26 protein-coding genes and 1 tRNA gene are annotated in these 25,131 nt (G+C 47.3%); 15 read left to right on the top strand and 12 right to left on the bottom strand.

What is annotated here, in order from left to right:
- Window positions 1–460: 460 nt before the first annotated feature.
- Window positions 461–3,232, top strand: coding sequence for a PQQ-like beta-propeller repeat protein (locus NWE92_13800; GenBank protein ID MCW4030704.1), 2,772 nt, complete (start codon window positions 461–463; stop codon window positions 3,230–3,232).
- A 148-nt stretch (window positions 3,233–3,380) separates the two neighbouring features.
- Here NWE92_13800 and NWE92_13795 read toward each other — a convergent pair whose 3' ends face one another.
- Window positions 3,381–3,833, bottom strand: coding sequence for a hypothetical protein (locus NWE92_13795; GenBank protein MCW4030703.1), 453 nt, complete (start codon window positions 3,831–3,833; stop codon window positions 3,381–3,383).
- A gap of 505 nt (window positions 3,834–4,338) precedes the next feature.
- On the opposite strand from NWE92_13795, the gene NWE92_13790 reads away from it, so the two are divergent.
- Window positions 4,339–4,416, top strand: a tRNA-Pro gene (locus NWE92_13790).
- A 32-nt stretch (window positions 4,417–4,448) separates the two neighbouring features.
- Here NWE92_13790 and NWE92_13785 read toward each other — a convergent pair.
- Window positions 4,449–4,622, bottom strand: coding sequence for a hypothetical protein (locus tag NWE92_13785; protein MCW4030702.1), 174 nt, complete (start codon window positions 4,620–4,622; stop codon window positions 4,449–4,451).
- Window positions 4,623–4,743: 121 nt separating this feature from the next.
- Here NWE92_13785 and NWE92_13780 point away from each other — a divergent pair, with 121 nt between their 5' ends.
- Entirely contained in the window at window positions 4,744–5,085 is a 342-nt protein-coding gene (locus tag NWE92_13780; GenBank protein ID MCW4030701.1) for a hypothetical protein, read from the top strand.
- A gap of 91 nt (window positions 5,086–5,176) precedes the next feature.
- On the top strand, window positions 5,177–6,145 hold the full coding sequence (locus NWE92_13775; GenBank protein ID MCW4030700.1) for a hypothetical protein: 969 nt from the start codon (window positions 5,177–5,179) through the stop codon (window positions 6,143–6,145).
- A 14-nt stretch (window positions 6,146–6,159) separates the two neighbouring features.
- On the opposite strand, the gene NWE92_13770 is transcribed toward NWE92_13775, so the two are convergent.
- Both NWE92_13770 and NWE92_13765 read right to left on the bottom strand, forming a co-directional pair.
- Entirely contained in the window at window positions 6,160–6,687 is a 528-nt protein-coding gene (locus tag NWE92_13770) for a hypothetical protein (GenBank protein MCW4030699.1), read from the bottom strand.
- Between the two features lie 57 nt (window positions 6,688–6,744).
- Window positions 6,745–7,470 carry a winged helix-turn-helix domain-containing protein gene (locus NWE92_13765; protein MCW4030698.1) on the bottom strand — a complete coding sequence of 242 codons (726 nt, stop codon included), beginning with the start codon at window positions 7,468–7,470 and terminating at the stop codon, window positions 6,745–6,747.
- Between NWE92_13765 and NWE92_13760 the strand changes: the two genes are divergently transcribed.
- Complete coding sequence (locus NWE92_13760; GenBank protein MCW4030697.1) at window positions 7,462–7,989, top strand: NAD(P)H-dependent oxidoreductase; 528 nt, start codon at window positions 7,462–7,464, stop codon at window positions 7,987–7,989. The two genes, NWE92_13765 and NWE92_13760, sit on opposite strands and share 9 nt — an antisense overlap.
- A gap of 163 nt (window positions 7,990–8,152) precedes the next feature.
- Here the strand turns inward: NWE92_13760 and NWE92_13755 are convergent, their stop codons facing one another.
- The gene (locus NWE92_13755; GenBank protein MCW4030696.1) at window positions 8,153–9,220 is read right to left on the bottom strand and encodes a site-2 protease family protein; all 1,068 of its coding nucleotides are present in this window, start codon (window positions 9,218–9,220) and stop codon (window positions 8,153–8,155) included.
- Window positions 9,221–9,349: 129 nt separating this feature from the next.
- Between NWE92_13755 and NWE92_13750 the strand changes: the two genes are divergently transcribed.
- On the top strand, window positions 9,350–9,844 hold the full coding sequence (locus tag NWE92_13750) for a hypothetical protein (protein ID MCW4030695.1): 495 nt from the start codon (window positions 9,350–9,352) through the stop codon (window positions 9,842–9,844).
- Between the two features lie 8 nt (window positions 9,845–9,852).
- Here the strand turns inward: NWE92_13750 and NWE92_13745 are convergent, their stop codons facing one another.
- Both NWE92_13745 and NWE92_13740 read right to left on the bottom strand, forming a co-directional pair.
- Entirely contained in the window at window positions 9,853–11,097 is a 1,245-nt protein-coding gene (locus tag NWE92_13745; protein ID MCW4030694.1) for a metallophosphoesterase, read from the bottom strand.
- A 167-nt stretch (window positions 11,098–11,264) separates the two neighbouring features.
- Entirely contained in the window at window positions 11,265–12,107 is an 843-nt protein-coding gene (locus NWE92_13740; protein ID MCW4030693.1) for a hypothetical protein, read from the bottom strand.
- A 167-nt stretch (window positions 12,108–12,274) separates the two neighbouring features.
- Here NWE92_13740 and NWE92_13735 point away from each other — a divergent pair, with 167 nt between their 5' ends.
- From NWE92_13735 to fdhD, 7 genes are all read left to right on the top strand, one after another.
- The gene (locus NWE92_13735; GenBank protein ID MCW4030692.1) at window positions 12,275–13,231 is read left to right on the top strand and encodes an FkbM family methyltransferase; all 957 of its coding nucleotides are present in this window, start codon (window positions 12,275–12,277) and stop codon (window positions 13,229–13,231) included.
- A gap of 56 nt (window positions 13,232–13,287) precedes the next feature.
- Window positions 13,288–13,653, top strand: a complete 366-nt coding sequence (locus NWE92_13730; GenBank protein ID MCW4030691.1) for a hypothetical protein — start codon at window positions 13,288–13,290, stop codon at window positions 13,651–13,653.
- Between the two features lie 135 nt (window positions 13,654–13,788).
- Complete coding sequence (locus NWE92_13725; GenBank protein MCW4030690.1) at window positions 13,789–14,199, top strand: molybdopterin dinucleotide-binding protein; 411 nt, start codon at window positions 13,789–13,791, stop codon at window positions 14,197–14,199.
- Window positions 14,196–15,758, top strand: a complete 1,563-nt coding sequence (locus NWE92_13720; protein ID MCW4030689.1) for a formylmethanofuran dehydrogenase subunit B — start codon at window positions 14,196–14,198, stop codon at window positions 15,756–15,758. The genes NWE92_13725 and NWE92_13720 overlap by 4 nt, the downstream gene beginning before the upstream one ends.
- Window positions 15,759–17,459, top strand: a complete 1,701-nt coding sequence (locus NWE92_13715; protein ID MCW4030688.1) for a formylmethanofuran dehydrogenase subunit A — start codon at window positions 15,759–15,761, stop codon at window positions 17,457–17,459.
- 2 nt (window positions 17,460–17,461) lie between these two features.
- A complete protein-coding gene (locus tag NWE92_13710) occupies window positions 17,462–18,271 on the top strand; it encodes a formylmethanofuran dehydrogenase subunit C (GenBank protein ID MCW4030687.1) in 810 nt (269 codons plus the stop codon).
- A 130-nt stretch (window positions 18,272–18,401) separates the two neighbouring features.
- Complete coding sequence (fdhD, locus tag NWE92_13705; protein MCW4030686.1) at window positions 18,402–19,187, top strand: formate dehydrogenase accessory sulfurtransferase FdhD; 786 nt, start codon at window positions 18,402–18,404, stop codon at window positions 19,185–19,187.
- On the opposite strand, the gene NWE92_13700 is transcribed toward fdhD, so the two are convergent.
- The 5 genes from NWE92_13700 to NWE92_13680 form a co-directional block, all read right to left on the bottom strand.
- Window positions 19,184–20,251, bottom strand: coding sequence for a molybdenum cofactor guanylyltransferase (locus NWE92_13700; GenBank protein MCW4030685.1), 1,068 nt, complete (start codon window positions 20,249–20,251; stop codon window positions 19,184–19,186). The two genes, fdhD and NWE92_13700, sit on opposite strands and share 4 nt — an antisense overlap.
- Window positions 20,252–20,255: 4 nt before the next feature.
- Window positions 20,256–20,810 (bottom strand): molybdopterin-guanine dinucleotide biosynthesis protein B, encoded by a 555-nt coding sequence (gene mobB / locus NWE92_13695; GenBank protein ID MCW4030684.1) that lies wholly within the window; start codon window positions 20,808–20,810, stop codon window positions 20,256–20,258.
- A gap of 120 nt (window positions 20,811–20,930) precedes the next feature.
- Window positions 20,931–21,965: a metallophosphoesterase gene (locus NWE92_13690; GenBank protein MCW4030683.1), complete on the bottom strand. Its 1,035-nt coding sequence runs from the start codon at window positions 21,963–21,965 to the stop codon at window positions 20,931–20,933.
- 20 nt (window positions 21,966–21,985) lie between these two features.
- The gene (locus NWE92_13685) at window positions 21,986–22,708 is read right to left on the bottom strand and encodes a molybdopterin-dependent oxidoreductase (protein ID MCW4030682.1); all 723 of its coding nucleotides are present in this window, start codon (window positions 22,706–22,708) and stop codon (window positions 21,986–21,988) included.
- 58 nt (window positions 22,709–22,766) lie between these two features.
- On the bottom strand, window positions 22,767–23,807 hold the full coding sequence (locus NWE92_13680; protein ID MCW4030681.1) for a molybdopterin-dependent oxidoreductase: 1,041 nt from the start codon (window positions 23,805–23,807) through the stop codon (window positions 22,767–22,769).
- A gap of 145 nt (window positions 23,808–23,952) precedes the next feature.
- Here NWE92_13680 and NWE92_13675 point away from each other — a divergent pair, with 145 nt between their 5' ends.
- Together NWE92_13675 and NWE92_13670 are read left to right on the top strand one after the other, a co-directional pair.
- Window positions 23,953–24,540 carry an ECF transporter S component gene (locus NWE92_13675; protein ID MCW4030680.1) on the top strand — a complete coding sequence of 196 codons (588 nt, stop codon included), beginning with the start codon at window positions 23,953–23,955 and terminating at the stop codon, window positions 24,538–24,540.
- Window positions 24,537–25,040, top strand: a complete 504-nt coding sequence (locus NWE92_13670) for a molybdopterin-dependent oxidoreductase (protein ID MCW4030679.1) — start codon at window positions 24,537–24,539, stop codon at window positions 25,038–25,040. The genes NWE92_13675 and NWE92_13670 overlap by 4 nt, the downstream gene beginning before the upstream one ends.
- The last annotated feature ends 91 nt before the right edge of the window (window positions 25,041–25,131 follow it).

Here is a 25,131-nt window from a genome sequence, read left to right as displayed (position 1 = left end):
TCCAAACTGTCCCTTGGGGTTTTTGCCCCTCTAACCTTTTCTTTTTGACTTATGCGTATTAGCTTTAGCATTGAACAGCGCGATGAAGTCGGGCTCTTGCATGGCACATTCGGTAGGTTTTGTCATTTATCGACTGCAGTCTGTGCCAGTCTGCGGCTATGAATCATCTTGCCAAACGAAAAGCACAACAAAAACAGCTTAAACAACCACCTCACTGGTGCCCCCGAGAGGTGAACTCAGAAAATGCCTTCTCCCTTATAAAAAATATATAAAGCAAAAATTTTACGGGTTTTTAACGCTTCTTGATGTTGTTTTGACGTTTTGTATTTTTTTATTCTGATTTCGGATTGGTTTTTATATTAAATTTTTATTTTTTTAACATTTTTTTAACTCACGATACGTGCGTGAACCTATTTAGCGCTAACCCTTAAAGTACCTCCTACAAAAAGGAGTACATAAAATGGAAAAAATTTTATCAAAAAACCAAACATTTGCTGCCCTTACTTTGCTTTTGCTTCTCTCTGCTTCCGCGGTAATGGCTTTTTCACCTCTGGTTACTGGCGCTATTTCGACAAATACTGTCTCACACACGACTTACCTCTTTTGCAGTGTCTCTAGTAGTCTCATTGGTGTTGGTCAAGATCAGTTGCTTGTCTATTGGACTGCTGATATGCCCCCTGATACTGGAGAAACCGAAGGTGTAATTTCTGGTGCTTTTAACCGTGCTACTTGGAGCGGTGTTAAATTTAATGTGACTGCTCCTGATGGAACCTCTACCATCTATGATGTTCCTAATAATCAACAGGACTCTATTGGTGGCGGTTACGTAATGTTTGCACCCGATCAGGTTGGTACTTACACTGTTCAGGCTCTTTTCCCTGCACAATGGAAGAACACCACCCTAGTTAGTGGCGCTTCAACACCAAAACAATACGGTTACCCCAACATCTACAACCAATACTACACTGCTGATGAAAGCTCTATTGTAACCTTTACCGTTCAAACGGAAGCTTTACCCCTTTGGAATGAGTCTCCTCTTCCAACCGCTTACTGGACTCGTCCAATTAACGACGCAAGTCGTCTTTGGAGTCAATTAGGCGGTAACTGGCTACAAGCAACCTACAGCACTGGTGCATGGCTACAACCTGTTGGTCAATCTGGCGGTACTACTACTCGGTATGTTTATGGTACTGGCACTGAGACTAGTCACATTCTTTGGACTCGTCAGTATTATGTTGGCGGTATTATGGATGAGCGTTTCGGTGAAACTGGCTATCAGACTGGTCACTATCAAGGCTTAGAATTCAACGCTATCATCCTAAACGGCAGAATCTATTATGCTGATCGTGCAGATGCATACACACAACAATCATTAGCTACTGGCATTAACGTAGTTGACTTATACTCTGGTGAATTGCTCGGTTACTATAACAATACTAAGATGCCTTCTTATGGTCAGATCTATGATTATGAGTCTCCTAACCAGCATGGCGGATTCTCTATGTTGTGGACTAATCTTGGTACTGCTATGGGTTCTGGTAACGGTACTGTTTTGGCTATGCAAGATGGATATGCACTACCATTACGAACTGTTGCTTACATTGCTAATGCATCTCAAAGTGGCACTAACGTGGTTGGTACAACTGGTGAAATGCTCTGGTATAACCTTGTTAACTATGGTACAACTGCAAACCCCAACTACTACTTGACCTGTTGGAATAACACTGCTGTCGATGGTTTGACTGCTGGCAATGAAACTAGTGGCACACTGTATTGGCAGTGGCGTCCTGAAGGCGGAGGATCTGGTACAGGCGGCACAGTTTACCAGAACGGTCGTGTCTTAAACGGCAACACAGGCTACACATTCAACGTATCTATACCTACACCAATTGCACTCAGCAGCATCGTTAACCAGACTGGCTCTATCCTTACTGTTCGTGTTGGTGGCACTGGTACTGATGATGAGTTTGTCATCCTTGGTACAATGGGCCAAAACAACGAATTAGGCGATGTTAAAGCCAAACTCTGGTGTCTTAGCCTTGAACAAGGCAGCGAAGGCAAACAACTCTGGACTACAACCTACTCAGCACCCTACCTACCAACCGCAAACAACGAAACCAGCGGCATGTTCGGCTCATACAGCATGGTCGGCGTTTATCCAGAAGATAACGTTGTCCTCTTCCACTCTACAAAGCAACTCAAATACTGGGCTTTTGACATGAAAACAGGTCAAGCCCTCTGGGAAACTGAACCTGAACCAGACAACAACTACTACAGCACACAAACCAACTACTACAACCACACTCTTTTGACCACTGGTTATGGCGGTGTTTGCATTGCTTATGACATGGCTACTGGCAAACAAGTCTGGAATTACACTGCTACTAACATCGGCGGCGAATCCCCCTACGGCAACTATCCACTCAACATCTTTGCAATCTGCGACGACAAAATCTATCTGCTCACTGGCGAGCACTCTGTTGGTCAACCTATGTGGAGAGGCCCCAACATTCGATGCATCAGCGCAACTGACGGCAGCGAAATCTGGACGCTTCTTGGCATGAGTGCAGACAACGGTGCTCACTTAACTGGCATGTATATGCAGATGGGTGATGGCAGAGTTGTTGGTCTTAACTACTTTGACAACCAAATCTACTGTATCGGTCCCGGAACGAGTGCAACTACAGTTTCAGCACCACAAACCGTTCCCGCCTTAGGCTCAAGCATAACCATTACTGGCACTGTCACTGATCAAACACAATCTGGCAGACGCACAACAAACAACCTCTATGACTTCACTCTAGAAGGCACTCCTGCAGTCTCTGACGAAAGCATGTCCGCTTGGATGGAATACCTCTACGAGGACCAAGCTTTACCTGACAACGTAACTGGTGTTCCAGTGTCTTTAGACGCAATCGATCCTAACGGCAATTACCAGCACATAGGCGACACAACCAGCGATAGCGCAGGAAACTATGGCATTGCATACACTCCTGAGGTTCCCGGTACTTACCAAGTCATTGCAACCTTTGAAGGCTCTAAAGGCTACGGCGGATCATACGGAACAACCTACTTCACTATAGGCAACGCGCAAACAACCGCTCCTACAGCCACACCACAACCCGAATCACTTGCTGACCTCTATATCATTCCAGGCATAATCGGCGTTATCATAACCATCATAGTTGTCGGTGCTATCCTCGCAGTACTGTTGATGCGAAAACGTCCATAAACATCAACAACCCTTTTTCTTTTTTTTAACTGAGTTGAAAAACTCGCTGTCACTTTTTGGTGACTACTCAAGGTATATGAAGGGGCTAAGGGGTGGTTAAAGAATAAAAAAATTGAGTTTTATCTTGTATTTTGGCGAAGTCGGTTTTTTAAGGTTTGAACCACGGGTCATTTGGGCGTAGTATATCCTTGAATCTTTCATCCAACTTATTTTTCGCTGCATCAGTCAGATGCATGCTGTCTGAGCCAAAGAATCTGTTAAACCACTGTAGCCACGTGCAATCTTCGGATTCTGTACTTGAATCATGGAGGGTGCCCTCGCTATCCATATAATTTCCATCGTATTTGCTGAGATTGTTTGATCCTGCGCCGTTCCTCTTGTAGTAGTAGCCATCATCTGTGTTGTAATAGATTTCGTTTCCATCTTCATCCCAACCGACTAGTTCCAATTTGCCGAAAGGTATTGGCGCAAAGGGTTGGATGGGTTGACCGCTGGGTCCAATGATTGTTGAGGCTAATTCTTTCATGCGTACATTTCGCTGTTGGTTAAGATTGCCTACCTGCCGGAAATATTCTGCTTCGCTGTCTAAGAATTTAATCATGCTGTTCTTTATGGTTGATTCTGGAACGGTGGATAAAACTATGTTTTTGGCTTGTTTTAGTCCTTCGATGTTGCTTGTTTTTATGCTGTAGGGGGACTTTATTTCGTTGAATGCGAATTTTTTGTTGGTGTATACTGAGTTGAGTTGTCCTAAGAAGGCTGATGATTGTTTTGCATCTAGAACCGTTTTTGTTTCGCTTATTTTAGACGTTTTTTCACCTGATTGTGAATGATTTGTTTTTATATAAAATATTTTCTATTAAGAAACATTTGACTACACTTTTTGCTTCAAAATCCGCGGTGAATGCACTGTTTACTTGCGAAAACAATAATATGCGTTTTTTGGTCGCGATTTGTTTTTCCATTCTTTTGTTTGCAGACCTGCCTTTACCCTCTGCCGCATCCACAGCAAATTACAACCTAACCCGTCGGTGCACAGCGGCGAAGTGACCCCTAAAGTTTAAAGCCTAAACCCCATTCTACAATAAACCCACACAACAAACCGTGGGGCTTTCGGCTAGCTTGGTCCAGGCTTGTAGCCTCGGGCGCTATAGACGGGAGTTCAAATCTCCCAAGCCCCACCAACCCACGCCCAAATTGCTTTTTGCAGTGGATGTTAGGGGATTTCTGTTTTGTTGTCTCGCAGAGCCAGCCAGCGTTTAATTTCTAGCCCCGTGCATTTGCCTTTGCTTAGCCAGCCGTCGCCGTATTTAGCTTTGAGTTTTTCCGTATAGGACGCAAACGTTTCAGCTTCGTTTACTTCGATGCTTTCCTTTTTCTTTTTTACCACGGGGCTCCGCCTTTTTTTATTTGATAGTTAGTTGGTTTGGTAAGATAAAATTGTATGCACAAACAGGGGGTACTCAACCTTTTTAACCAATGAAGCGCCTACTGCTAGAGAGGGAGCTCAGTTGCTATTTAGACACAAAAAACCCCCAACTGAATTCCAAGTTGATTTAGGCGATTTGCCGACTGAAAAAAGTCGTCTAGCTAAATTTCTCCAACAACACCTAACCGTAACCGTTACCCCGCATAAAGAAAAGTTGGTAGTGCACTCAGAATCGGTGACTCTGCAGGATTTGCATCATTTTGTGAACAAATTCATCTATCACCGCGACCTCAACGTCACACACTGGGTCTCCTCGGAGGGCTCAACAGTAAAAATTAACCGTTTCAAGAAGGATTCTAAGAAAAAAACCAAACCAAAAAAGGAGCCCCCCACCCAGACCGAAGTCCAAACATGGGGAATCTAACAAACCCTAACCCCGCCGAATTCGACGGTTAGGGGTAGCATGGCATTTTCTTTAAATTACTGTATTGGTTGGTGTATCATGGGCTTTTTACATGTTAATTGTCAGGAAATCCTTCTTCTTAGTCCTCGCGTCCTTCGTGGTTTTTGTTTTGATTTTTGGAAGTGGTGCAGCGGCAAGTTCCTATTCCCAAACTCTCCATGTGGAATCAACCTACATAAGCAACACGCCAACCGCCTCTCCTTCACCAACTCCCACCCCTACCGCAGCAAGCACCGAGCCGCCAAGCTCTTCTAATCCAACCCCGACCCCTACCGCCACAACAACCTCTAACCCCACACAACAACCCGCAACAGCCTCACCCACCCAAAACCCCGATGTAAATTCTGAGTCAGCCATACCCGAATTTCCCACTGCAGCGGCAATACTGATAATCTTCCTCCTAATCGCCGTCGCAGCAGTTATCTACAAAAAACAGGTAGACCCCGGGCACAAAGGCTCTCGAACAGCAGCGTTTCTACTCATTGTCGGTTTGTCTTGTTCGGTTTTTGCAGGTTTAGCTTTGACGCAAACAACTGCCCAAACAACCAGCGGCACCTTGCATTTCACGTTGTATTTCCCTAACGGAACTGCCTGTCCAACTGATGGCTCAAACATGGCGGGCTACGTTAACGGCGGATTTAGCTTAAACGTCGGCGGAATACGCTGTAGCGCATCAAATTATGGCAGCCAATATATGCCTATAACAAACGTGCTAGTCCTCAAAAACGACGCAGACACACCCATAACCGTCAATGCAACCCTCAAAAACCTAAACGCACCCTCCAACATTGGCGTCTGGTTTAGTTTCTATCCGCTGGCGCCTTCAACTTATGCACCCTACAGTAACAGCTGGATATGGCACGACGGCAATGTAGCAACACAAAACCCTGTGGCACCCGGACAGCACATGTATCTGGGATTAGTAGTTACTCTGCACCAAACAGATAATCTGCCGTCTGGAACTCCCACCTACAACTTTAGCTACAGTTTTGACATCGAAGTAACCGCAACGGACGCATAATACCCTGCTGCTGCTCATTTGCCTTGGGTTTTGAGTTGTTTAGCTTTTCCAGTGTAGGGATTTGGGAAGGCTTCGTTGGCGAGTTTGTTGCCTTCACTAAAAAAATCCTCCACGCCTTTGCCTATGGCTTTGCCCCGCGCCGTATGCATATCTAACGCGAAATCGGGAATAGGCGGCAACTTGCCCTGCTCACGTTCAGCGTAGACGATGTTTTGGAGGTCGTCGACTATGCGGCTTTTTTGGCTGCGGCAAAGACACACAACCGCGTTAACCACGTAGAGTCTGTATGCGCTTTCGGCGAGTTTGGATTTCTCGGTTAGATACTGCTTCTGCAGCAGGTCTATGAGGAGCGGCATGGTGGGGTCGGCTGGTCCGATGTCTTCGGAGGCAATGATTTTTAGCCTGTTCCAGAGCATGGTGGGGTTGAATTCTTCGAGTTCCACCGCAAAATGAACTGCCTCATACTCCAAGCCTCTACGGACGCACTTTTGAAGGGCGCTAAGCAGTTCGTAGTGGTCATAGCCATGTTTTGTATTAGCCAAACAGGTTCCTCACCTTTTCACCCGTGGTGATGGCAGATAAGCTTTTGGTTACTGACGCTACGGTTTGAGGTTGAGGATTTTTTGGGCGATGATTAGGCCTCGCTGTGTTATGTAGTAGTCGCCTTTGTTTTCTTCTTGCGCTACAAAGCCTGCGTCGATAAGTTTTTTGAGGTGAAAAATCAAATGTCCTCCCCTAAGTTTGCTGAGTTGGCTGAGGCGGCTAAAGCTTTTTTTGCCCTCGATGGTGGCGAAGAGGATTTTTAGGCGGACCGCATTTGCAAGAGGCTCAAGCACGTCGGTTACTATGCCGTCGATGTCGGGGTCTGCGGCTTGGGGGTCTAGTGGTTTTTCGACCAGTACGATTGTTTGTAGTGCCCTTTTTTCGCTACGGAGACGTTTTTGAAAGTTGTGGTGGCAGCATTCGCAGTTTGTACCTTGGGCTTTTTGGATGGTTTGTTCCATTGCGGCGATTTTGTTGTCGAGGTCGCTTAGGGCTTCTTGGATGTTTTGGTTGCGGATGAGTTGGATGTTTTCTGTTGCGAGGGTTTTGAAGCGTTGGAGGCATTTAGGTTGGTTTTTGCATTGGGGGTTGGTGACTTTTTGGAGTGTTTCGTCGAGTTCATCTTGGAGTTGGTCGGCGTGTTGTTGGAGTTGGATTTGGGTGTGGGCGGTTTGGGTGGTTTTTAGGTTTTCTTTTAGGATGTTGGTTTCGAGGTGGTTTAGTTGGGTGCGTAGGTTTTTGATTTCTTGTTGGAGTTCTTCGAGGGGGTTTTGTTGGGGCATAAACATCCGCAGGTATATTTCTGTTACCTAAAACTATATAAAATTTCCCTACGTGGAGTAAAAAAGGAGGAAAAGCACACGAAAAAAATCCTCATAATCTACCACACCAAAACCGGAAACACCCAAAAAATAGCCCAAAAAATCGCCGAAGGCGCCAAAACAATCCCAGACGTAACCGTCCAACTCGCCAAAGCCCAAGAAGTAGACGCCAAACAAGCCGCCCAAGCCGACGCATTCGCATTCGGCTCCCCCACATACTTCAGCATGATGTCTGGCCCTCTGCTAACACTTCTCACCGAATTCTACTTCGTCAAAGACCAACTCGCCAACAAACCCATGACCGCCTTCGCCACAGGAGGAGGCAGCCAAACCAAAGCCATCGAAAACATCGAATCCGTACTCAAAGCCTTCAACCCCAACCTCATTCCCGGCATAGCAGCCACCAACGCGGTCTCTGCAATCGAAGAGGCGCAAGCCAAAAAACTAGGCGAAACCCTAGCCAAAACTACAAAACAGTAACCGCCAATGGGCTGATTGAGCTAGAAGAACATCCGTCTCCCTTCGAAGGGACTCTCTCGAAAAATAATCTGCCCACTTCCAGCTCCAGCAAACCAACAAACATAATTCAAAAAATGGGGGAACCGTTCGGTTCAACCCACGTTTTCTTTATATTTTGAAGTAATCAGCGGTTGCGTGCTTTATCGTAAGCGTTAGTGATGGCTTCACTGGTCAACACGCCGACTATAATGTTGGGGGCCTCTTTTTGAACGACGGGGATTAAGTCAATTTTTTCTTTGGTTATGATTTTGTTTGCTTCAAGGATGGAGGCGTCTTGGTTAACTGAGATGTTGCTAAGCGGCATCTCCTCCACCCGCAGAGTTGCCCGCTGCTCCGGATTAACCTTGATTAGTTCATCCCATTTGATGACACCCTGAAAAATACCCTCTTTTTCGACGAGCGCATCGTGATAGCGGTTTTTGAACATGACTTCTAAGGCTTCCGAGATGCTTTGTTGGGGCGTTACGGAGCCAACGGCGGGTTGCATGACATCTCGGACGCGCACACCAGCAAGTTTGGTAGAGATGATGGTTAGCTCGCCTTCTTCGCTGGCGCCGATATAGACGAATATGCCGACTAAGATGAGCAGGAAATAGTTAACGAATATGACGCCCACAACAATCATGATGATGCCGAAAGCTCTTCCCAAATATACGGCGTAGCGTGTTGCGTCAGAGTAAGTGAAGCGTTCAGCGAGTAATGCTCGGAAGACTCTGCCGCCATCCATTGGGAAGGCTGGAATCAAGTTGAATGCGCCCAGCATTAGGTTTATGATGGCTAAGTCGAAGATGAAGTTTCCAGTGGTTGAAATTGTAAAGGAACGCAACAATTCAGGCGATAAAGAGATACTCACCGCTAAGAGGACGCCGCCAAGAACAATGCTGGTGAGAGGTCCCGCGACTGCCATGCGCCATTCTTGTGCGGGGTTGTCGGGGATTTCTTCAATTTCAGACACTCCGCCGATGGGGTAGAGCACTATTTTTCGGACTTTTATCCCATAATGCCTCGCGACAACCGAATGCGCTAACTCATGGAATACCACAAAGATGAATAGGAACAGGACGAGCCAGAAAACATAGAATTGCATCCAGAAAACTGACAAAGCTAAAACTGCTGCTATGAGCAGTATGAAGGTGAAGTGCAGTTCTATGGGAATTCCCCATGCGGAACCTATCTTCAAAGAATACTTCATGCCTAACAAGGAAGGGGCGTATAGTTTTTTAAATTTTCGATATTAAAAAAAAGTATTCGTTTTCTTGTGTCGGTTATACAAAAAATTCTAATACCCACCGCTTAAGATAATACGCTGAGTAGGATGGGTATGGATAAAACCAAGTTCTATGCAGTTGTTATCACTCTATGTGTTGCTTGTATTATCGCAGCGTATGCAGTTGTGTCTTTGTTGTCTCCTGTGCCTCAAAAAGAATTAGACTTCACAGTTACAGGAAAAAATGATTGTCTACGTTTCTTAAACTCCTCTGTACAAACAGTCTATATCCCCTTTAACGTGGCTGCACAACAAGAGTGGCAGTTAACCGTAAACGCAACACAGATGCCCGGCGGCGCCAACGGTTGGACCGACGTTTATATTTACGAAGGTTATTGGAACAACGGAGAAGAAAACACCTGTCTATCCGGTGACGTTTACCCTATTATTAGTCAAATCGATAGCGCAGATGCCCAAGTAACCGGCAGTGAACCTTTCACACGAACCTTTAGCTGCGGCCCCGAACCTAAAAGTTATACAGTGTTCTTTATTTTTCCGCCCGGCGGATCCGCAACGTTCCATGTGACTTTAACACAGCTTGAAAATTGATTACGTTGCTATCTTTTTCTTTTTAATTTTAGTCCCAGAACTGCGCAGATCACAGCCAAAACAAATGCGGCAACCACAATAACATCTACAGGCATATTCGAATTGGTTGTGGCGACTTCAGGTTGGCTGCTAACTTGAGGGGAATTAGTTTGTGTCGATGCGGTTGTTGGAGTTGAAGTCGGCGTCGGGGTTGGTGTCGTATCTGGTGATTTCATGGATTCAATCACGTCTTGGTCAACTTTTGAAGGGGCCGCTCCAACGCTGCAGATGATGTCGTCAGTTTGCCAGTAAAGAGGTGATTTTACCTGGGTTTTTCCATATTCTTGGAAACTAAACTGGTTCCACAAATCTGTCTTCCAGGTATCCGAGTATATATCATAGGTTGAAGCTTGGATGCTTGCGTTTTTGGGGTCGGTCACGTTAAAAGTGAAAATCCTAACCGAGTCGCCGCCTACTCCGCCGTCACCCAGCGCCATCTGTCTATTGAAGAAGGTTTCTTGGCGCATGTTTTTTCTGATGTAGCTGGATGTTTCTTCCTCGCCCGCGGGGTGAAGTGTGTGGATATAGTGTCCGCTGACTGTTAAGAAGACGTTTGGGTATCTGTCAAGTATACTTTTGAGATTAAGTTCCCATTCTGGCGTGTCAGGTGAGGCGAAAAATCCGTAACCCAAAAGCCCGTTTAGATAGCTATGCGTAGCTACGATGACGTGGCTGTTGGGGTGGTTGTCTAATAGGTTTATCATCCAGTCGATTGCTGTCTGGTTCGCATGAAACTCCAAATTTATAATCAGCACACTATAGTTTCCGCAACTGAATTGTACTGCCGTGTTTTTTCCATCATTGACGTCTGAAACCCAATACGGCTTTTGACGCAATGCAGTAGCGTTGAATGCAGAAAAACTAGAACCGTACCAGCTGCCATTAGAGTTGCCTGAATAAACCCAGTTATTTGGAATTTGGTCATGGTTTCCTGCGTCCCAAGTGTATGGCACATGAGCGTGCAGTAACTGTCCCATAGATTCGTTGGCAATCGTCCACTGAGTGAGGTTCTCCCCGTTGTCAACAATATCTCCAGTAAGCACTACCATCTTAATGTTGTAGGTTGAGTTGTGGGCAATAATCCAGCCTACTAAATGTGGCCAAAGAGTTGAGTGCCTAGAACTGAGGTGTTGAGTGTCTGAAATTTGAACCACTGAGAACGATGTTTCGTTGTTTGTGGATTCTGCTTGGGCTGTTTGAGCCAACAGCGCCACAGCAACCAACAAGATTAGGCTCGTGCAAAATAATCTGCATGGTTTATGATTAGTTATCGTTAGGTATTTGTGTCGGGTATGAAATACTCTAAGCCGTTGGCTTATTATTCCAATGCTCTCCGGAACTGTCGCTCTCCTCTATAACGCATTTTACAACTAACCCTATATTAGCTATTCCTAACTGCCTCCAAATTCTTGGGCAAGGTTTGTTCGGGGTTTTTGATGTAATCTTTGAAGTCGACACCATTGTTCCAAGCGGTTTCAAAGTAGTTGCCCATTAAGCCGATTAAGCCTTCATAATTAGAGAAGATAAACGGGGTTTCACCGAGTTTTTCTTTCTCTAGGTTGGTGGGTAGCAAAAGCATTTTTTGGTCTATGATGGTAAAGTTACCGCCTGTTTTGGGAACGAACCTTAATTCAAAATTTTTGTTTGTGAAAAGTTTTTGATTAAGAAATTGCTGTGCCTGCTTAATGTCTGATGGAAATTCTACCACGTGTTTGGCTTTTACGCCTCTGTCCAGAGCATCTTTTAGGGGTAATTCAAAGTGCTGCCATGACTGATAGAATCGTTTCCATGTATGCATGGTTCTCATTTGGGTTATGGACGAGTCAATGAATTTTTCAACTTTATTGAGCGTGAGGTTCTTGTTTGAGGTTAAAACGACATCACGTTTTTGAATTAACTCACTAATTTGAGGGCTGTATTCGGCTATGTGTTTGATTTCTTCTTCTAAGGTTTTTATTTCTTCGCGTTTTCGATTAACCAGAATCGGCGCTACTTCGCTAATGGACACCGGCGAAAAAGTTGCATGTTCAAGGCTTTTTTCTATGAAACCATTATCCTGTAAACTGTGCAGTATCTCATAGAGGTGCGCTCTGTGGATTCCTGTTTCTTCGGATAGCTTCATTACTTTTGAGGGACCGTTGCGGATAAGCGCAAGGTAGACTTTGGCTTGAGATACAGTTAGTCCTAAGTTGGTTAATATTTCTTGTTCGTTGCCCGATTGCACTTTCCAGTCACTTCATACATTGTTTGTACATGCCTTTTTAGGGGTTTCCCCAAATTTTTCCCATGTTAGTACGTTATGCACGTTATTGCCCCTTAAATTAGCGGGTGTTGGAGAGCTTTTGGGGATTGCATATGGATAGAAATGCCTATCGGTTGAGGGAATCATAGTTGCCCGTACCATTCTATAGAACCCTCAAAAAAGCAAAGACAAACGGTTACTCCGAAACTACTTCTATGTTGTTGGCCATCGTAATGCAGCAAGCCAAAGAACATCTGCATAACCTTAAATGGTTCCCCGAAAGTGCCATCGTGGAAGTTAATAACTCCAAGATGTTACTGCTTCCCCGACAGGGCGCCATCCACCAAGACCTTTACGAATACAAAAAAAGAGAACCCCTTTGCACAGACTATTTGCTTAACTCGTCCATACTCAAGAAAGGCGATACGGTGCTTGACATAGGCGCTAATATCGGTTACTATGTTCTAGTTGAATCACAACTGGTTGGGCAAACTGGAAAAATCTACGCCGTTGAACCAGTAAGCCGTAACTTTAGAATGCTCAAAACTAATGTTCACCTTAACCAACTCAAAAACGTCTCCACTTACCGTTATGCCTTCGGGGGCGAAACCGCTGATTCAGAAATTTACGTTTCTGACAAATCAAATCTGTGTGCTATGACAAAGAGAGCTGTCGGCGGGGTGATGCTAGGTAAAGAAAAGGTGCCTATGGAAACCGTGGATACTTTCCTTAAAGACAAAACACCGCCTAACCTCATCCGTATGGATGTGGAGGGCTTCGAATACGAGATTTTTAAGGGCATGACTAACACTCTTAAAGGCAAATCCAGCATCCTTATGGAGTTACATTATGGTTTTCCTTTTCTTGAACCTGAAAAAGTTGACGAAATGTTTGCGGTCCTAGAAAAGAATCGGTTTAGAGTAAAATTTGCCGTGTTTGAAGATAAAGTCGAAGAAAACGTGGTCATTCGGTCTTTACTCAAAAAAGGCGGCTATAAGCTACCTATTGTAGCAACAAATATGTCCCTTCAGGAATTCAAAGAACTCCTGCAACGTAATCCCATGAGTCCCAATGTGCTGTTTGAAAAGCAGGGCTTCTGCAGCTAGAGTTTCACCGTAAAGCCTAAGAAGTCCTTTTAGGTACTATAGAGACCGGTGGCGTTATGCCTGACTTTGTTTGGAATAAACCGGTTTTAAGTATCTTCAAAGAACGCGATACGAACCCTGAGGTTGAACCCTTCGTGGTGGTTAAAGCCCGAAAGGTATATGTTACCCAAGAAGGCGCAACGATTTCTGGAACAGTTCAGGATTTTTTTAGACTCATGGGCGACGTTGATTACTTGTCTTCTCCCGAAGGGAGCAAGGATCACTATGTCGTGTGCTGGTTTGACGATACCATCCCTGACATGAACGGGGATCTTCGGCGTCTGCACAACGTGGTCTTCACAAAAGTCACTCGCGAAATAGGCGAAAACTCAAAACGCACCTACAACGCAGCTTTTACGGCTAAATTTGGTCGTTTAAAGTAATTTTGGTTTATTGTTTACCCATTTTTCTGATGCATTATTAAATGCATCGTGTTGAGTTAATGGTGGATTTTGTGTTTCTTTTAAACTTACTCTTAAATATAACTGAATAACCTTTCTATGGTAAGGTCTTAGACCATGGTTGAGCAAAAGCTACGTGTAACTCTAATTACCGGTAGGACAATCGAACAGGGTGTGGGGAAAGAGCTCGGTAAAGGCTCCGATGAATATTTTGAAAGTTGCGCAGTTTGCTTCATGGACAAATCAGACATGATGAAGCTCGGGGCAAGAGACGGCTCAATCGTCCGTGTAACCTCAAAGTATGGCTCTGTAATACTAAGAGCGCAGAAGTATCAGTGGGGTGTAATGCCTGGAATGGCTTTTATTCCATGCGGATCATGGGCAAACGCCATCTGCGGCGATGAAACTTACAGCATGGGTATGCCCCTATTCAAGGGCTTCCCAATTGAAATAGAATTAGCTCCAAACGAGCAAGTGTTACCCTTAGAGGAACTCTTAATGAAACAGTTTGGGAGGAACAGTGAATGACCGAAATACAAAACGTTGTTTGTCCCATATGCGGTTGCCTCTGCGATGACTTAGAGGTAACTGTCGAAAACAATGAAATCGTAAAAATGAAGAATGGTTGCGCCGTTTGCGAAGCCAAGATGGTTCACGGCTACAAAAGCGAAGAACGCATTCTGCAGCCGCACATAAGAAAAGACGGCAAACTTGTACCCGTAACAATGGATGAAGCCATCCATAAAGCAGCCCAAATCTTAACCGACGCCAAATACCCCTTGCTCTTTGGCTGGAGCAGCACCGTCGGCGAGGCACAACGTATCGGCGTAGAATTAGCAGAAGAATTAGGCTCAGCCCTTGATAACTGTTGCAGCGTCTGCCATGGTCCTTCCGTTATGGCAACTCAGGAAATCGGTATACCTGCCGCTACACTGGGTCAAATTCGTCACCGCGCAGACCTAATTATCTACTGGGCATGCAACCCTTGGACCAGTCACCCTCGTCACGTTGAACGTTACACAGCCTTCACTGATGGTCGCTTTGAAGAAAGCGAATGGACCAGCTATATGCAGAAACTAAAGGCGCAATCAGGCCAGAAAAAATTTGACGCTATCTCAAAACGTCTAGGTCAATACCGCGCACCACCGCGTGCCGAGAAGTACACTGTAAATCCTCCGCCACAGACCCTCAACAAAGAAGGGCGCAAAATGATTGTGGTCGACGTAAGAAAAACCATGACCGCAGAGGCAGCAGATTACTTCTTGCAGATTGAACCCAACCGTGACTATGATGTGATTGAAGCGTTACGCTGTATTGTTAACGACATAGACTTAGATGTTGAAAAAGTCGGCGGCATCCCTGTTGATTACCTAAAAGAAGTCGGCGATGCCATGGTAAACTGCCAATTCGGAGTCATCTACTTTGGGCTCGGTATGACTCAAAGTTTAGGTCGCTTCCGAAACATCGAAATCGCCATCGCACTTGCACGTGACCTAAACAGAAAAACCAAATTCATAATTTCGCCCATGAGAGGACACTTCAACGTTACCGGCGCCAACACCGTTTTTGCTTGGCAGACAGGTTACCCCTATGCCATCGACTTCTCGCAAGGTTACCCGCAATATAACCCCGGCGAAAACACCGCTATGGACCTGCTAAGACGCGGCGACAACGACGCCACACTAGTAATCTCTGCAGACCCCGGCGCGCACTTCCCCGCAGTTGCCATGAAAAACATGCTAAAACACCCCCTCATCACCATCAACCCCGACATGAACGCCATATCAAGACTCGGCGACGTAGTATTCCCAACTCAATGGTGCGGCATAGAATATGCAGGCACCGCATACCGCATGGACTCCGTTCCAATCACCCTCAAAAAAGTAGTCGAACCACCCCCAGGAGTCTTAACCGACGAGCAACTCTTGAACCGAATACTTGCAGAAGTCCGCGAAATCAAAGTTAAACGCGGAGAAACCGTCGAACAGGCTGAAGTCAAAATCGCTCACAAAGAGACCGAAGAGCCTTATTGCCCTATTCCAGCTAAACCTAAAAAAGCAGTACGAAAAAAGAAGGAGGCCGCTTAAATGACTGAAATACTAATCAAAAACGGCTTTGTAGTAGACCCCCTACACAGAATTAACTGCGAAAAAATGGATATAGCCATAAAAGATGGCAAAATCGTTGAGAAAGTCAACGAAAAGAAAGCCCAAATCATCGACGCAACGGGCAAAACTGTTATGGCTGGAGGCGTAGACATTCACAGTCACGTTGCCGGCGCAGAAGTCAACATGGGTCGCATGATTCGCCCCGAAGACCACTACAAAGACCCCGTCCGCAAAACAGCCATCACCCGCGCAGGAACAGGCTACTCGATTCCATCCACTTTCGTTACAGGTTACCGTTACTCAGAGATGGGTTACACCTCAGTCTTCAACGGCTCCATCGCTCCCCTCAAAGCTAAACATGCTCATGAAGAATTAAACGACATACCCCTAATGGACAAGGCAACTTACGTGTTGACAGGCGACTGGTGGTTTGTCCTCGAAAACCTCGCCAAAGGCGACATAGACGAATGCGCCCGCCTCGTTGCATGGTTAATGCACTCTTCTAAAGGGTATGCTATCAAAGTTGTTAACCCAGGCGGCTTAGAAGCTTGGGGCTTTGGACACAACGTCCACAGTATCGATGACCAAGTTCCAAACTTCGGCATTACGCCACGCGAAATTATGCGTGGCTTAATCAAAGTTAACAAGAAACTCAACATGCCCCACACGATTCACCTACACACAAACAACCTGGGAGTCCCCGGTAACTACCAAACCACCCTTGACACCATGGCGGCGCTCGAAGACTTGTGTACTGACGGAAAACCAGTCTGCCACATCACCCACGTTCAATTCGGCAGCTTCAAAGGCGAAAACTGGGGGAAATTCAAATCTGGCGCAGAAGAAATCGCCAAATACATGAATGCCCACAACCACATGACTCTCGACATGGGCCAAGTCACGTTTAGCGACACAACAACCATGACCGCTGATGGTCCCTTCGAATTCTCACTCTATGAACTCGGCGGCCACAACAAATGGGTCAACAGCGATGTTGAAACCGAAAGCAGCGGCGGCATCATACCTTTCCACTACAAGAAAAACAGCCCCGTTAACGCCCTACAGTGGTCTATCGGCTTAGAAATCGCTTTGCTCATCAAGGACCCCTGGAAAATCTTCATGACCACAGACCACCCCAACGGCGGACCCTTCTACGATTACCCCAAAGTGCTGGCTTGGCTCTACAGCAAGAAAGCACGTGAAGCAACCCTCAAGAAGTGCCACAAGAGCGCCCGCAGAAAGAGTCTACTCCCAACAATCGACCGCGAACTTTCGCTCTACGAAATCGCGATTATGACCCGTGCGGGAACCGCCAAAGCCTTAGGACTGCCCAACAAGGGGAACCTCGGCGTAGGCGCAGACGCAGACGTCGCCATCTTTAACATTAATCCCGAAACCTTAGACATCGCCCAGAAATTCCGAACTGCACGCAAAGCCTTCGCAAACGCGGACTACACAATCAAAGACGGCGTAATTGTAGTTAAGGATGGTCAAATCGTTAACAGCCAAGTTCCAGGACGAACCATCTGGGTTGACAGCCAAACCAAAGACCCCTGCAAAATCGACGACGAGATGAAACGCAGATTCAAAGAATACTGGACTATCGAATACGAAAACTACCCCGTTACAGATCACTATGTTAAGGTTTCAGATAGACTAAGCATAAAGGCAAGTGTATAAACATGATAACCCTAACCCCTCTTCGATCATTCGATGTTCCCATCCAAGCCCCCTGCATTACACCCGAAAGCTTTGCAGGAAAAAGCGTAGCAGAAATCGCCAAGATGCCCCTCACCGAAGGAAACCGCAACCTCACCTTAGGTGACCTCTTCAAAATCGAAGAAAGCCCCGAGGCAACCCCCAACATCACCCTAAACGGCGACTTTAGCAAAGTAAAACGCGTTGGACAATGCATGACAAGCGGCGAAATCGTCGTTAACGGCAACATTGGCATGCACACTGGCGAAAAGATGGCTGGCGGCAAAATCACCGTCAACGGAAACGCAGGCGGCTGGACCGGCAGCGAAATGAAGAAAGGCACTATCGAAGTCCACGGCGACGCTGGCGACTACACCGCTTCACCTTATCGAGGCAACGACTTAGGCATGAAAGGCGGATTAATCACCGTAGATGGCAATGTTGGCACAGACGTCGGTTGCTACCTCAAAGGTGGTATAATCAAAGTCAAAGGCTCCGCAGGCAGATTCCTAGGCTATCACATGAGCGACGGCGCGATCTATATTGAGAAAGAGGCTGATGTCCGTGCAGGCGCATGTATGACTGGCGGCAAAATCGTTATCGCTGGAAAAATGGAAATCTTGCCCTCCTTCACAATCGACAGCGTGAAACCCAAAGTCAAAGTTGATGCTGAAACCAACGTTGCAGGGCCTTTCTATGTGTTTCTCGGCGACCTCTCTGAGCATGGGACGGGCAAAGTTTTCGTCTCCAAAGCCAGTAACCCACACATGAAATTTTACGAGAAATACCTCTAGTTTCTCGTTTTCCATTTTACTTTTTCTTTTATTCTACAGCTTATCTTCTAACGTGTTTAGCCCTGTATTGCAGCGAAGCACTTATGAACTCCGCAGGGGTCAAAACACAAGTAAAAGCAGGAAATGTGTTATGCGTCGAGTTGACATGGTGAGGCTTGACTTATCCAGCGGCACATCAGAACATACCACCGATTGCGTAGCCGAAGAAGTGCCCCTGCAAATCAGCCTAAACGGCGACTACACCTTTGTGATATGGTGTTCGCCTATGCAGTTTAAGGAGTTAGCCGTAGGGTACCTGCTTGCCGAAGAAATTCTGTACTCCGTGGACGAAATCGAATCCGTAACCTCCGATACCCATGCCCACAAATGCCACCTCACCCTCAAACACAACGTGGACTTGGAGGAACGCATGAAACAACGCCGACGCAGCACGCGCATCATCCCCCTCATCAAAGCCTCCACCTCCGCTTATCAGCACGACGAAAAAATCCGTGTCGTCAACTCCGACCTACAAATTAAAGCCCAAACTCTTCTTGATGCGTTGGCTCAAATGAACGCCTCCGCCAAGGGATTTAAGGAAACGGGTGGTCTTCACGATTCTGCCATATTCACAGTGGATGGCAAAATGGTTGCTTTCAGCGAGGACGTGGGACGACACAACACTGTGGATAAGGTAATTGGCGAGGCGTCGCTAAACCATGAGGACTTCAGCCGCTGCTTCATGATTATCACCGGACGAGTGCCGGGCGACATGATTTACAAAGCCGCTAAGGTTGGGTTGCCCCTTGTTGCCTCGGTGGCGGCGGTTTTAAACTCGGGGATTGCATCCGCCCAGAAATCCAACATCACACTGGTAGGGTTTATGCGGGGCAGACGCATGAACATCTACACCTGCTCCCAACGCATAACTCTTTAGTTTTCACTTTTATGGGTCCATCGTCTAATCTGCCCTGTTTTTCCCTGAGTCCAAGTGTCACACCAGACCTTATCCGCCAACGCGCGCCCCTCTAAATGCGAAACGCCACAGTCGCTGTAGAGCTTGGCTTCCTGTCGGTAAATCTTAGATGCCGCAAAAAACGCCGCTTCAACCTTGAGGTTTTTTCCCTCAATCTGCATTTTCGATAATGCCTCTCCGCGTTGCTCTTCTGCTACACCCGCCCAAAAGAACCTGCCACGCCCTTCAAAATCTGCCGCGCAAGCACCAAACAACTCTTTTGCCACACCAAAATTGCATTCTTCCATCATCTGGGCGGCGTATCGGAGCCTCTTTAAGTCGTCGGAGGCGGGTGTACCGGGGGTTAGTTGGATGTCTTGGGTGGCGGGTCCTTGGATGGAGCGGGTGGGGAGTGTTTTGAGTTCTTTTTTTGAGTTGATGTTGATGAAGCTTTGAAGTTGGGGGTCAAGGTTTCGGATTTCTTTTAGGGGTGATATGAGGTGAGTTTTGGAGGCGGCGCGGGGGATATCATCGGCGCGGGGACGTTTCAGTGTTAGGAGGGTTTGGGTGATTTCCAGCGTTGGCACTCTTTGTAGCGCCATAAGGAGGGTTTCGAGGTTGCCGTTGGGCCACATGGGAACTGTCACTTCTGCGTCGGTTGCTTGGTCTAAAAGGTACGCTGCGACTTTCGGGTTTAGGTAGGGCATATCGCATGGTACGGTTACGCACTGGTCGGCTTGGGTGGCTTTTAATCCTGACATGATGGCGAGGTTGGGACCCTTCATTGGTACCTCGACGGAGTCAACGACAATTTTTGCGTTGGGGATGCCGTATGCCTCTAAGATTCTTCTGTAGCGGTATCCACGTTCGGGGTCGTTAACGCATACTAAAACCTCATCTACAACTGAGTTGACGCCTTGGATAACGTGGACTAAGAGCGGTTTTCCTTCAAGCAATGCGACTGCTTTATCTTCCCAGTTGTCTGCTCCCGACTGGAACCTGCGGGCTTTTCCACCTGCTAAAACCAATGCTGCCCGATTTGCCATGTCTCTAAACCCCCGATTGTCGAGCTTTTAGCTCTTCTTTGATTAAGCTGATGAGGTGTGCGCCTTCTTCAGGAATTTTAATTATTTCTACCCCGTTGATGCTTGTTTGTTCTGTGTCGCGGGAGAATAAGCCTGTTGCCGCAAGAATCGGCGGGGACGTGCCCTCTAATGTCTGCTTTAGTCCCTCTTGGTCTTTGGCGGTTACGATTTTGGGGACATCGGACCGTTTGGCTATGAGTTTATGAAAGCCCTCTATGAAGATGATGTCGAGTTTCTCGTTTTCGAGTAGGGCGATGACTTGGTCGAGGCTTTCAAGCTCCAGATTTGTCTTTTTTATGATGTCAACTTCCTCGGGGGAGATAGCTACGATGATTTTGGAGCCTGCTTTTGCATAGCGCCAGGTGTTGGTGCCCGAGGTGTCTATGGTGAAGCCTTTATGGTGGACATGTTTGATGGCGCCCACTTGGTAACCTTCCTCGGAGAGTTTACTTACTAAGTATTCTAAGGTGGTTGTTTTTCCTGACCCGCTTACGCCTACTGCCGCAACGACCAGAACCATTGTTTGCCCTGCCTTTGGATGAGTCTTTGGCTAATATAAATAATTTCCACCCCTCAAAAACTTGAAGCTTAAACAAGGCAAAGTTTTGAAAAAAGAAAAAGACGAAAAAGCCGCGAACCCTTAGCCCAAACGCCGCTTCCCAACAACAAAAACCCCTGCCGCAGCAAAACACGCCGCCACAGCCGAAACCCCCACAAACTGGTACTCTGGAAGCACAAACAGCCCCGAGGGCACTGCGCTTGCGATGTCTAAAGTGAATTGATTGTTTGTATCAGTGTTAAATTGGTCTGTGTAGACGTTATAGGTCTGAACGGTTAAGGTTTTTTCTCGAAGGTTGAAAGTTAAGATTCGGGCGGCGGCTGCGCCTTTTTCAGCGTCGGCGTCTTGCTGGTTAAAGCACAATTCATACCGCTCACCCACCTGCGTACGAAAACCTGTCTCAGGGTGGAAGTGTCCACTTAGCGTCAAGAACACGTTGCTGTGCGGGTCTAAAACTGTTTTTTTGAGGTTCACCGCCCAAGCATTATAGCCTCCGTATTGATCCAGATAAGCGTGGGTCGCCACAATCGCATGAGCTCCATGGTATGTGTCTAAGAGGTTGTTTGCCCAAGCCAGCGTAGTCTCGTTTGCGTTGAAAGCGAGGTTTATGATGAGGCATTCCCATCCTGCCACGTTGAAGTGGACTGCCGTGCTTAACCCGTCAAAACAGGTGCTCACCCAATACGGTTTTGTAGCCATCACGTCGGGGTCAAAGGCACTGTATTGGTTGCCAATCCAATAATTGGATTCATAGTCATGGTTGCCTGCATCCCAGCAGTAGGGGCTGTTGTTGTCTAAGAGTAGGCTCATGGAGTGGTTAGCGTTGGTCCATTGCGTGTTGGAGGTGGGGACGTTGACGAGGTCTCCTGTGTGCACTACCATTTTGATGTTGTAGGTGTCGACGTTGTTTACTATCCATTGGCAGAGGTTGTCATAGTATGCGGGGTACACTTCAGAAAGGTATTGGGTGTCGCTTATCCAAATAACCGAAAAGGTAGTGGGTGATGGTGTGGTCTGCGCATTAACAACCCCTGATAGGGCAACGCCGCCAAACGCCACCAAAGACACTAACAAAATTGAAATTAGACGTAAATTGTGTTTTTTTGAGTAAACCATTCTCTTTTCTCCATTGATGTTTATGTGACTTCGATGCCTACTGCGAACTTGACCCATCGGTTCGCATACACATCAGAACCCGCAACCAGCCGAACTGGGCCGTCTCCACCTTGCGCCTCAACCTGTATCGGTTGCCCATCTTTGAGATAAGCCAGCAGAACCTGAGAATTACCCTCAACTTCTGAAACCAAAAACAAAGCACTAAAACCATCCGAAGCCCTGACCGTAACCATAGATGCACCCGCCTTGATTTCCGCCTGTTGCAGTAGGCTCCAAAGGGTTACGCCTGTGAATTGGTAGTCGCCGTTGTCTTCGGGGTGCCCGCTGGACCTTAGAGTAGCATTAATGGTTGTGGCGGGTAGAGCTTCGATTTGGCTTAGGCTGAGTGTTTGGGGGCTGTTGACGTTGCCTGTTATGGAAACGTTCCAGTCGGGTATGGGTGAAGCGCTTGGCGTAGGTGTTGGGGTGGCTGTTGGTGCGGGTGCCGACGTTTGGGTGGGGCTTTGTGTTGGGTCTGTCTTTGGGGTCGGTTTAGGTGAAGCAGTTGGTGTTGCTGTTGCCGTGGGGGATGCTGATGAAATAGCGCCGGGTGTTGGGCTTGGCACGTTTGTGTTTGGGTTGTTGGAGTTTTGTAAAAGGTTTAGTTGGGCTTGCACAATCGCCAAAGATACCACAAGAACAATAACTGCTGCTATTATGGCGATTTTTTTGTTAGCGGTTGAGGTTGACTTTTTGGATGTCATGTGGGATTCCTCTGAGTGTTGAAAAAAAATAAGGAGGAGCTCCCCTTGGTGGGGGCTCTTAGAACCGTCTGTTCGAGTTGAGCAGGGGGTTGGCGGTTTTTGCTTTTAGGGCTGCGTAGGCGATTAGGGCGGCGAAGCATGCGGTGATGGCTGCGAAGGCTCCGAGGCTGTATTCAGGTAGGACAAATACGCCTGCGGTGGTTACGACGTTGTTAATCAAGAGGTCGCCTTCGTCGTATATGCCGTCGCTGTTGACGTCTAAGATTATGTCGTATTTGCCTGGGGCAGCGTTGGGGTAGATGCTGGTTGGGGCAAGATTTCCTGAACTGTCCGTGGTGACGCTGTTGGCAGATCCAGAAACAGGGGTAGGGAGCGCCACGCGAACGGTCCAAGTTGCGACGTCGTCAACAACATATACGGGGTAGCTTGTGGATGCCGAGAGACCGGTGAGTTTGAGGTAGACGTTTTCTCCCGCGTTAAAGGTGCTTTGGGCTGCGCCGCTGCTGTCAGTAGTCTGGCAACTCAGGGGGGTTGTTGGGGGATTGATGACTTCGATGCTGCTGATGTATTTGACCATGACGTTGCCATAAGTTGCCATGCCGTCTTCGCTGACTACTACATCTCTGAATGGTGCACCTAGGTCATGGGTTAATTCTGCTCCGTCTTTTGCGTAGGCAACGATGATGAGGGGGTCTTGGTCTGTTATGACGGTGTTGGTGTTTATGTCGTATTGGACGAAGTTGTTATCGTGGACTTGGTCGTAGCTTAGCATGGTTGAGTAGCCGTCGCTGGCGGTGATTTTGATGTAGCTGGTGGGTTGGATGCCTCCGATTAGGTTGCAGAGGTAGAGGAGGGGTACGCCGGTGTAGCTGCCGATTGTGCTGGGGCTGATGGAGCCGCCGCTTCGGACTGCGCCGATGCCGGTGTAGGCGGGCATGGCGAGTATGTCTGCTGCGGTTAGGACTGTTGTGTTGGTGCCTGATTTGAGGGTGAGGGTAGCGGTGGATGGTAGGGCGGTTGTGGTTGCGGTTAGGGCTGTTGCAGCGAGGATTATTAGGAGGGTTAGGGTGAGTGTTTTGGTTTTGGTTTGTTGGGTCATTTTGGTTCTCCTTTCTTGTTTTTCAACTTGCCGACATTACTGTGTGGTTATGTCGGTTGTTGTCCAAGTTACCGATATTATTATATAAGCATGTCGGCGATTGTTTAGCCAACGATATGATTAGCAAATAACAACGGCGTCCCATATGCAACCCCAAATCCAACCACCAAAATCATACCTAAAAATCGCAACCACAGACCTAGTCCTAACCGCCCTCTTCGCCAGCATGGGCATAGCCTCCAAAGAACTCCTCCGCCCCCTCATAGGCACAATAACCGGACCCCTAGACATCCCCACAGGAGCCGTCGCAGGAGGCTTCTACATGATGTGGCTAGTCATGGCCTACGGCTTAATCCAAAAAAAAGGCGCCGCCACCCTAACCGCCCTCATCCAAGCCTGCATGAGCCTAGTCATGCCTTACGGAAACTTCGGCCTGCTCTCCTTTGTCATCTACCTTGGGCCCGGCCTAGCCATAGACGCCTTCCTTTTAATCACCCGTCACAAAGCCTGCTGCCTTGCCTGCTGCATCATAGCCTCCGCCCTCGCCAACGCAGTAGGCACTTTTCTTGTCGGTTCTTTGGTGCTTGTTTTGCCCCCTGTGGTTTTGGCTTTTTTGATGGTGGTGGCGGCTATTAGCGGCGGTATAGGCGGCTATTTAGCCAACCTGCTTCTTGTTCGGGTCAAAAAGATTGGTTTAACCAAAAAACCACCAAACCCAAAGGTGCCCCTATGAAGTCAAACACAAAACTCGTAATCGCCTTCTTCGCAGTCCTAATTTTAGCCCTTGTTCCGCTCTACTATTATGCGCATCCCATAAACGCATCAGAGGGAACGCTTCAAATCAAGGGCAACGTGGGCAGCCCCCAGAATCTTACCCTTGCCGAAATAGACGCCCTCCCCCCCGTTACCGTCCAAGCCACCCTTGTTTCGAGCGGTAGTCCCCAAGAGAACGGCGTCTTCAACTACACGGGGGTTCTCCTAAAAGACCTGCTCGGCCTTGTTGAGGTATCGAGCAATGCAACTTCGGTTTATGTACAGGCTTCAGACGCTTACGGCTCAACGCTGCTTCTCAAGGATGCCCAAAACAACAGCACCCTGCTTGCCTACGCCAAAGACGGAGCCCCCCTGACCGACTTGAAGGGCGGCGGCGAAGGCCCCCTGCGCCTCGTAATTGGTGGCGACCAGTATGCGCAGCGGTGGGTTAAAGGCGTAGTCTCAATCACCGTAACTTAACCTGACCACCTATTTGGCGCCTATTAGTAACTATAGCCGAGTGGCTGTTTGCTTAGTCAAGAAAGTTTGACGAAAAAGCACTTAAGCCAAA

The sequence above is a fragment of the Candidatus Bathyarchaeota archaeon genome (assembly GCA_026014745.1).
Lineage (GTDB): Archaea > Thermoproteota > Bathyarchaeia > Bathyarchaeales > Bathycorpusculaceae > Bathycorpusculum.
This window is presented reverse-complemented; position numbering and strand designations above follow the sequence as displayed.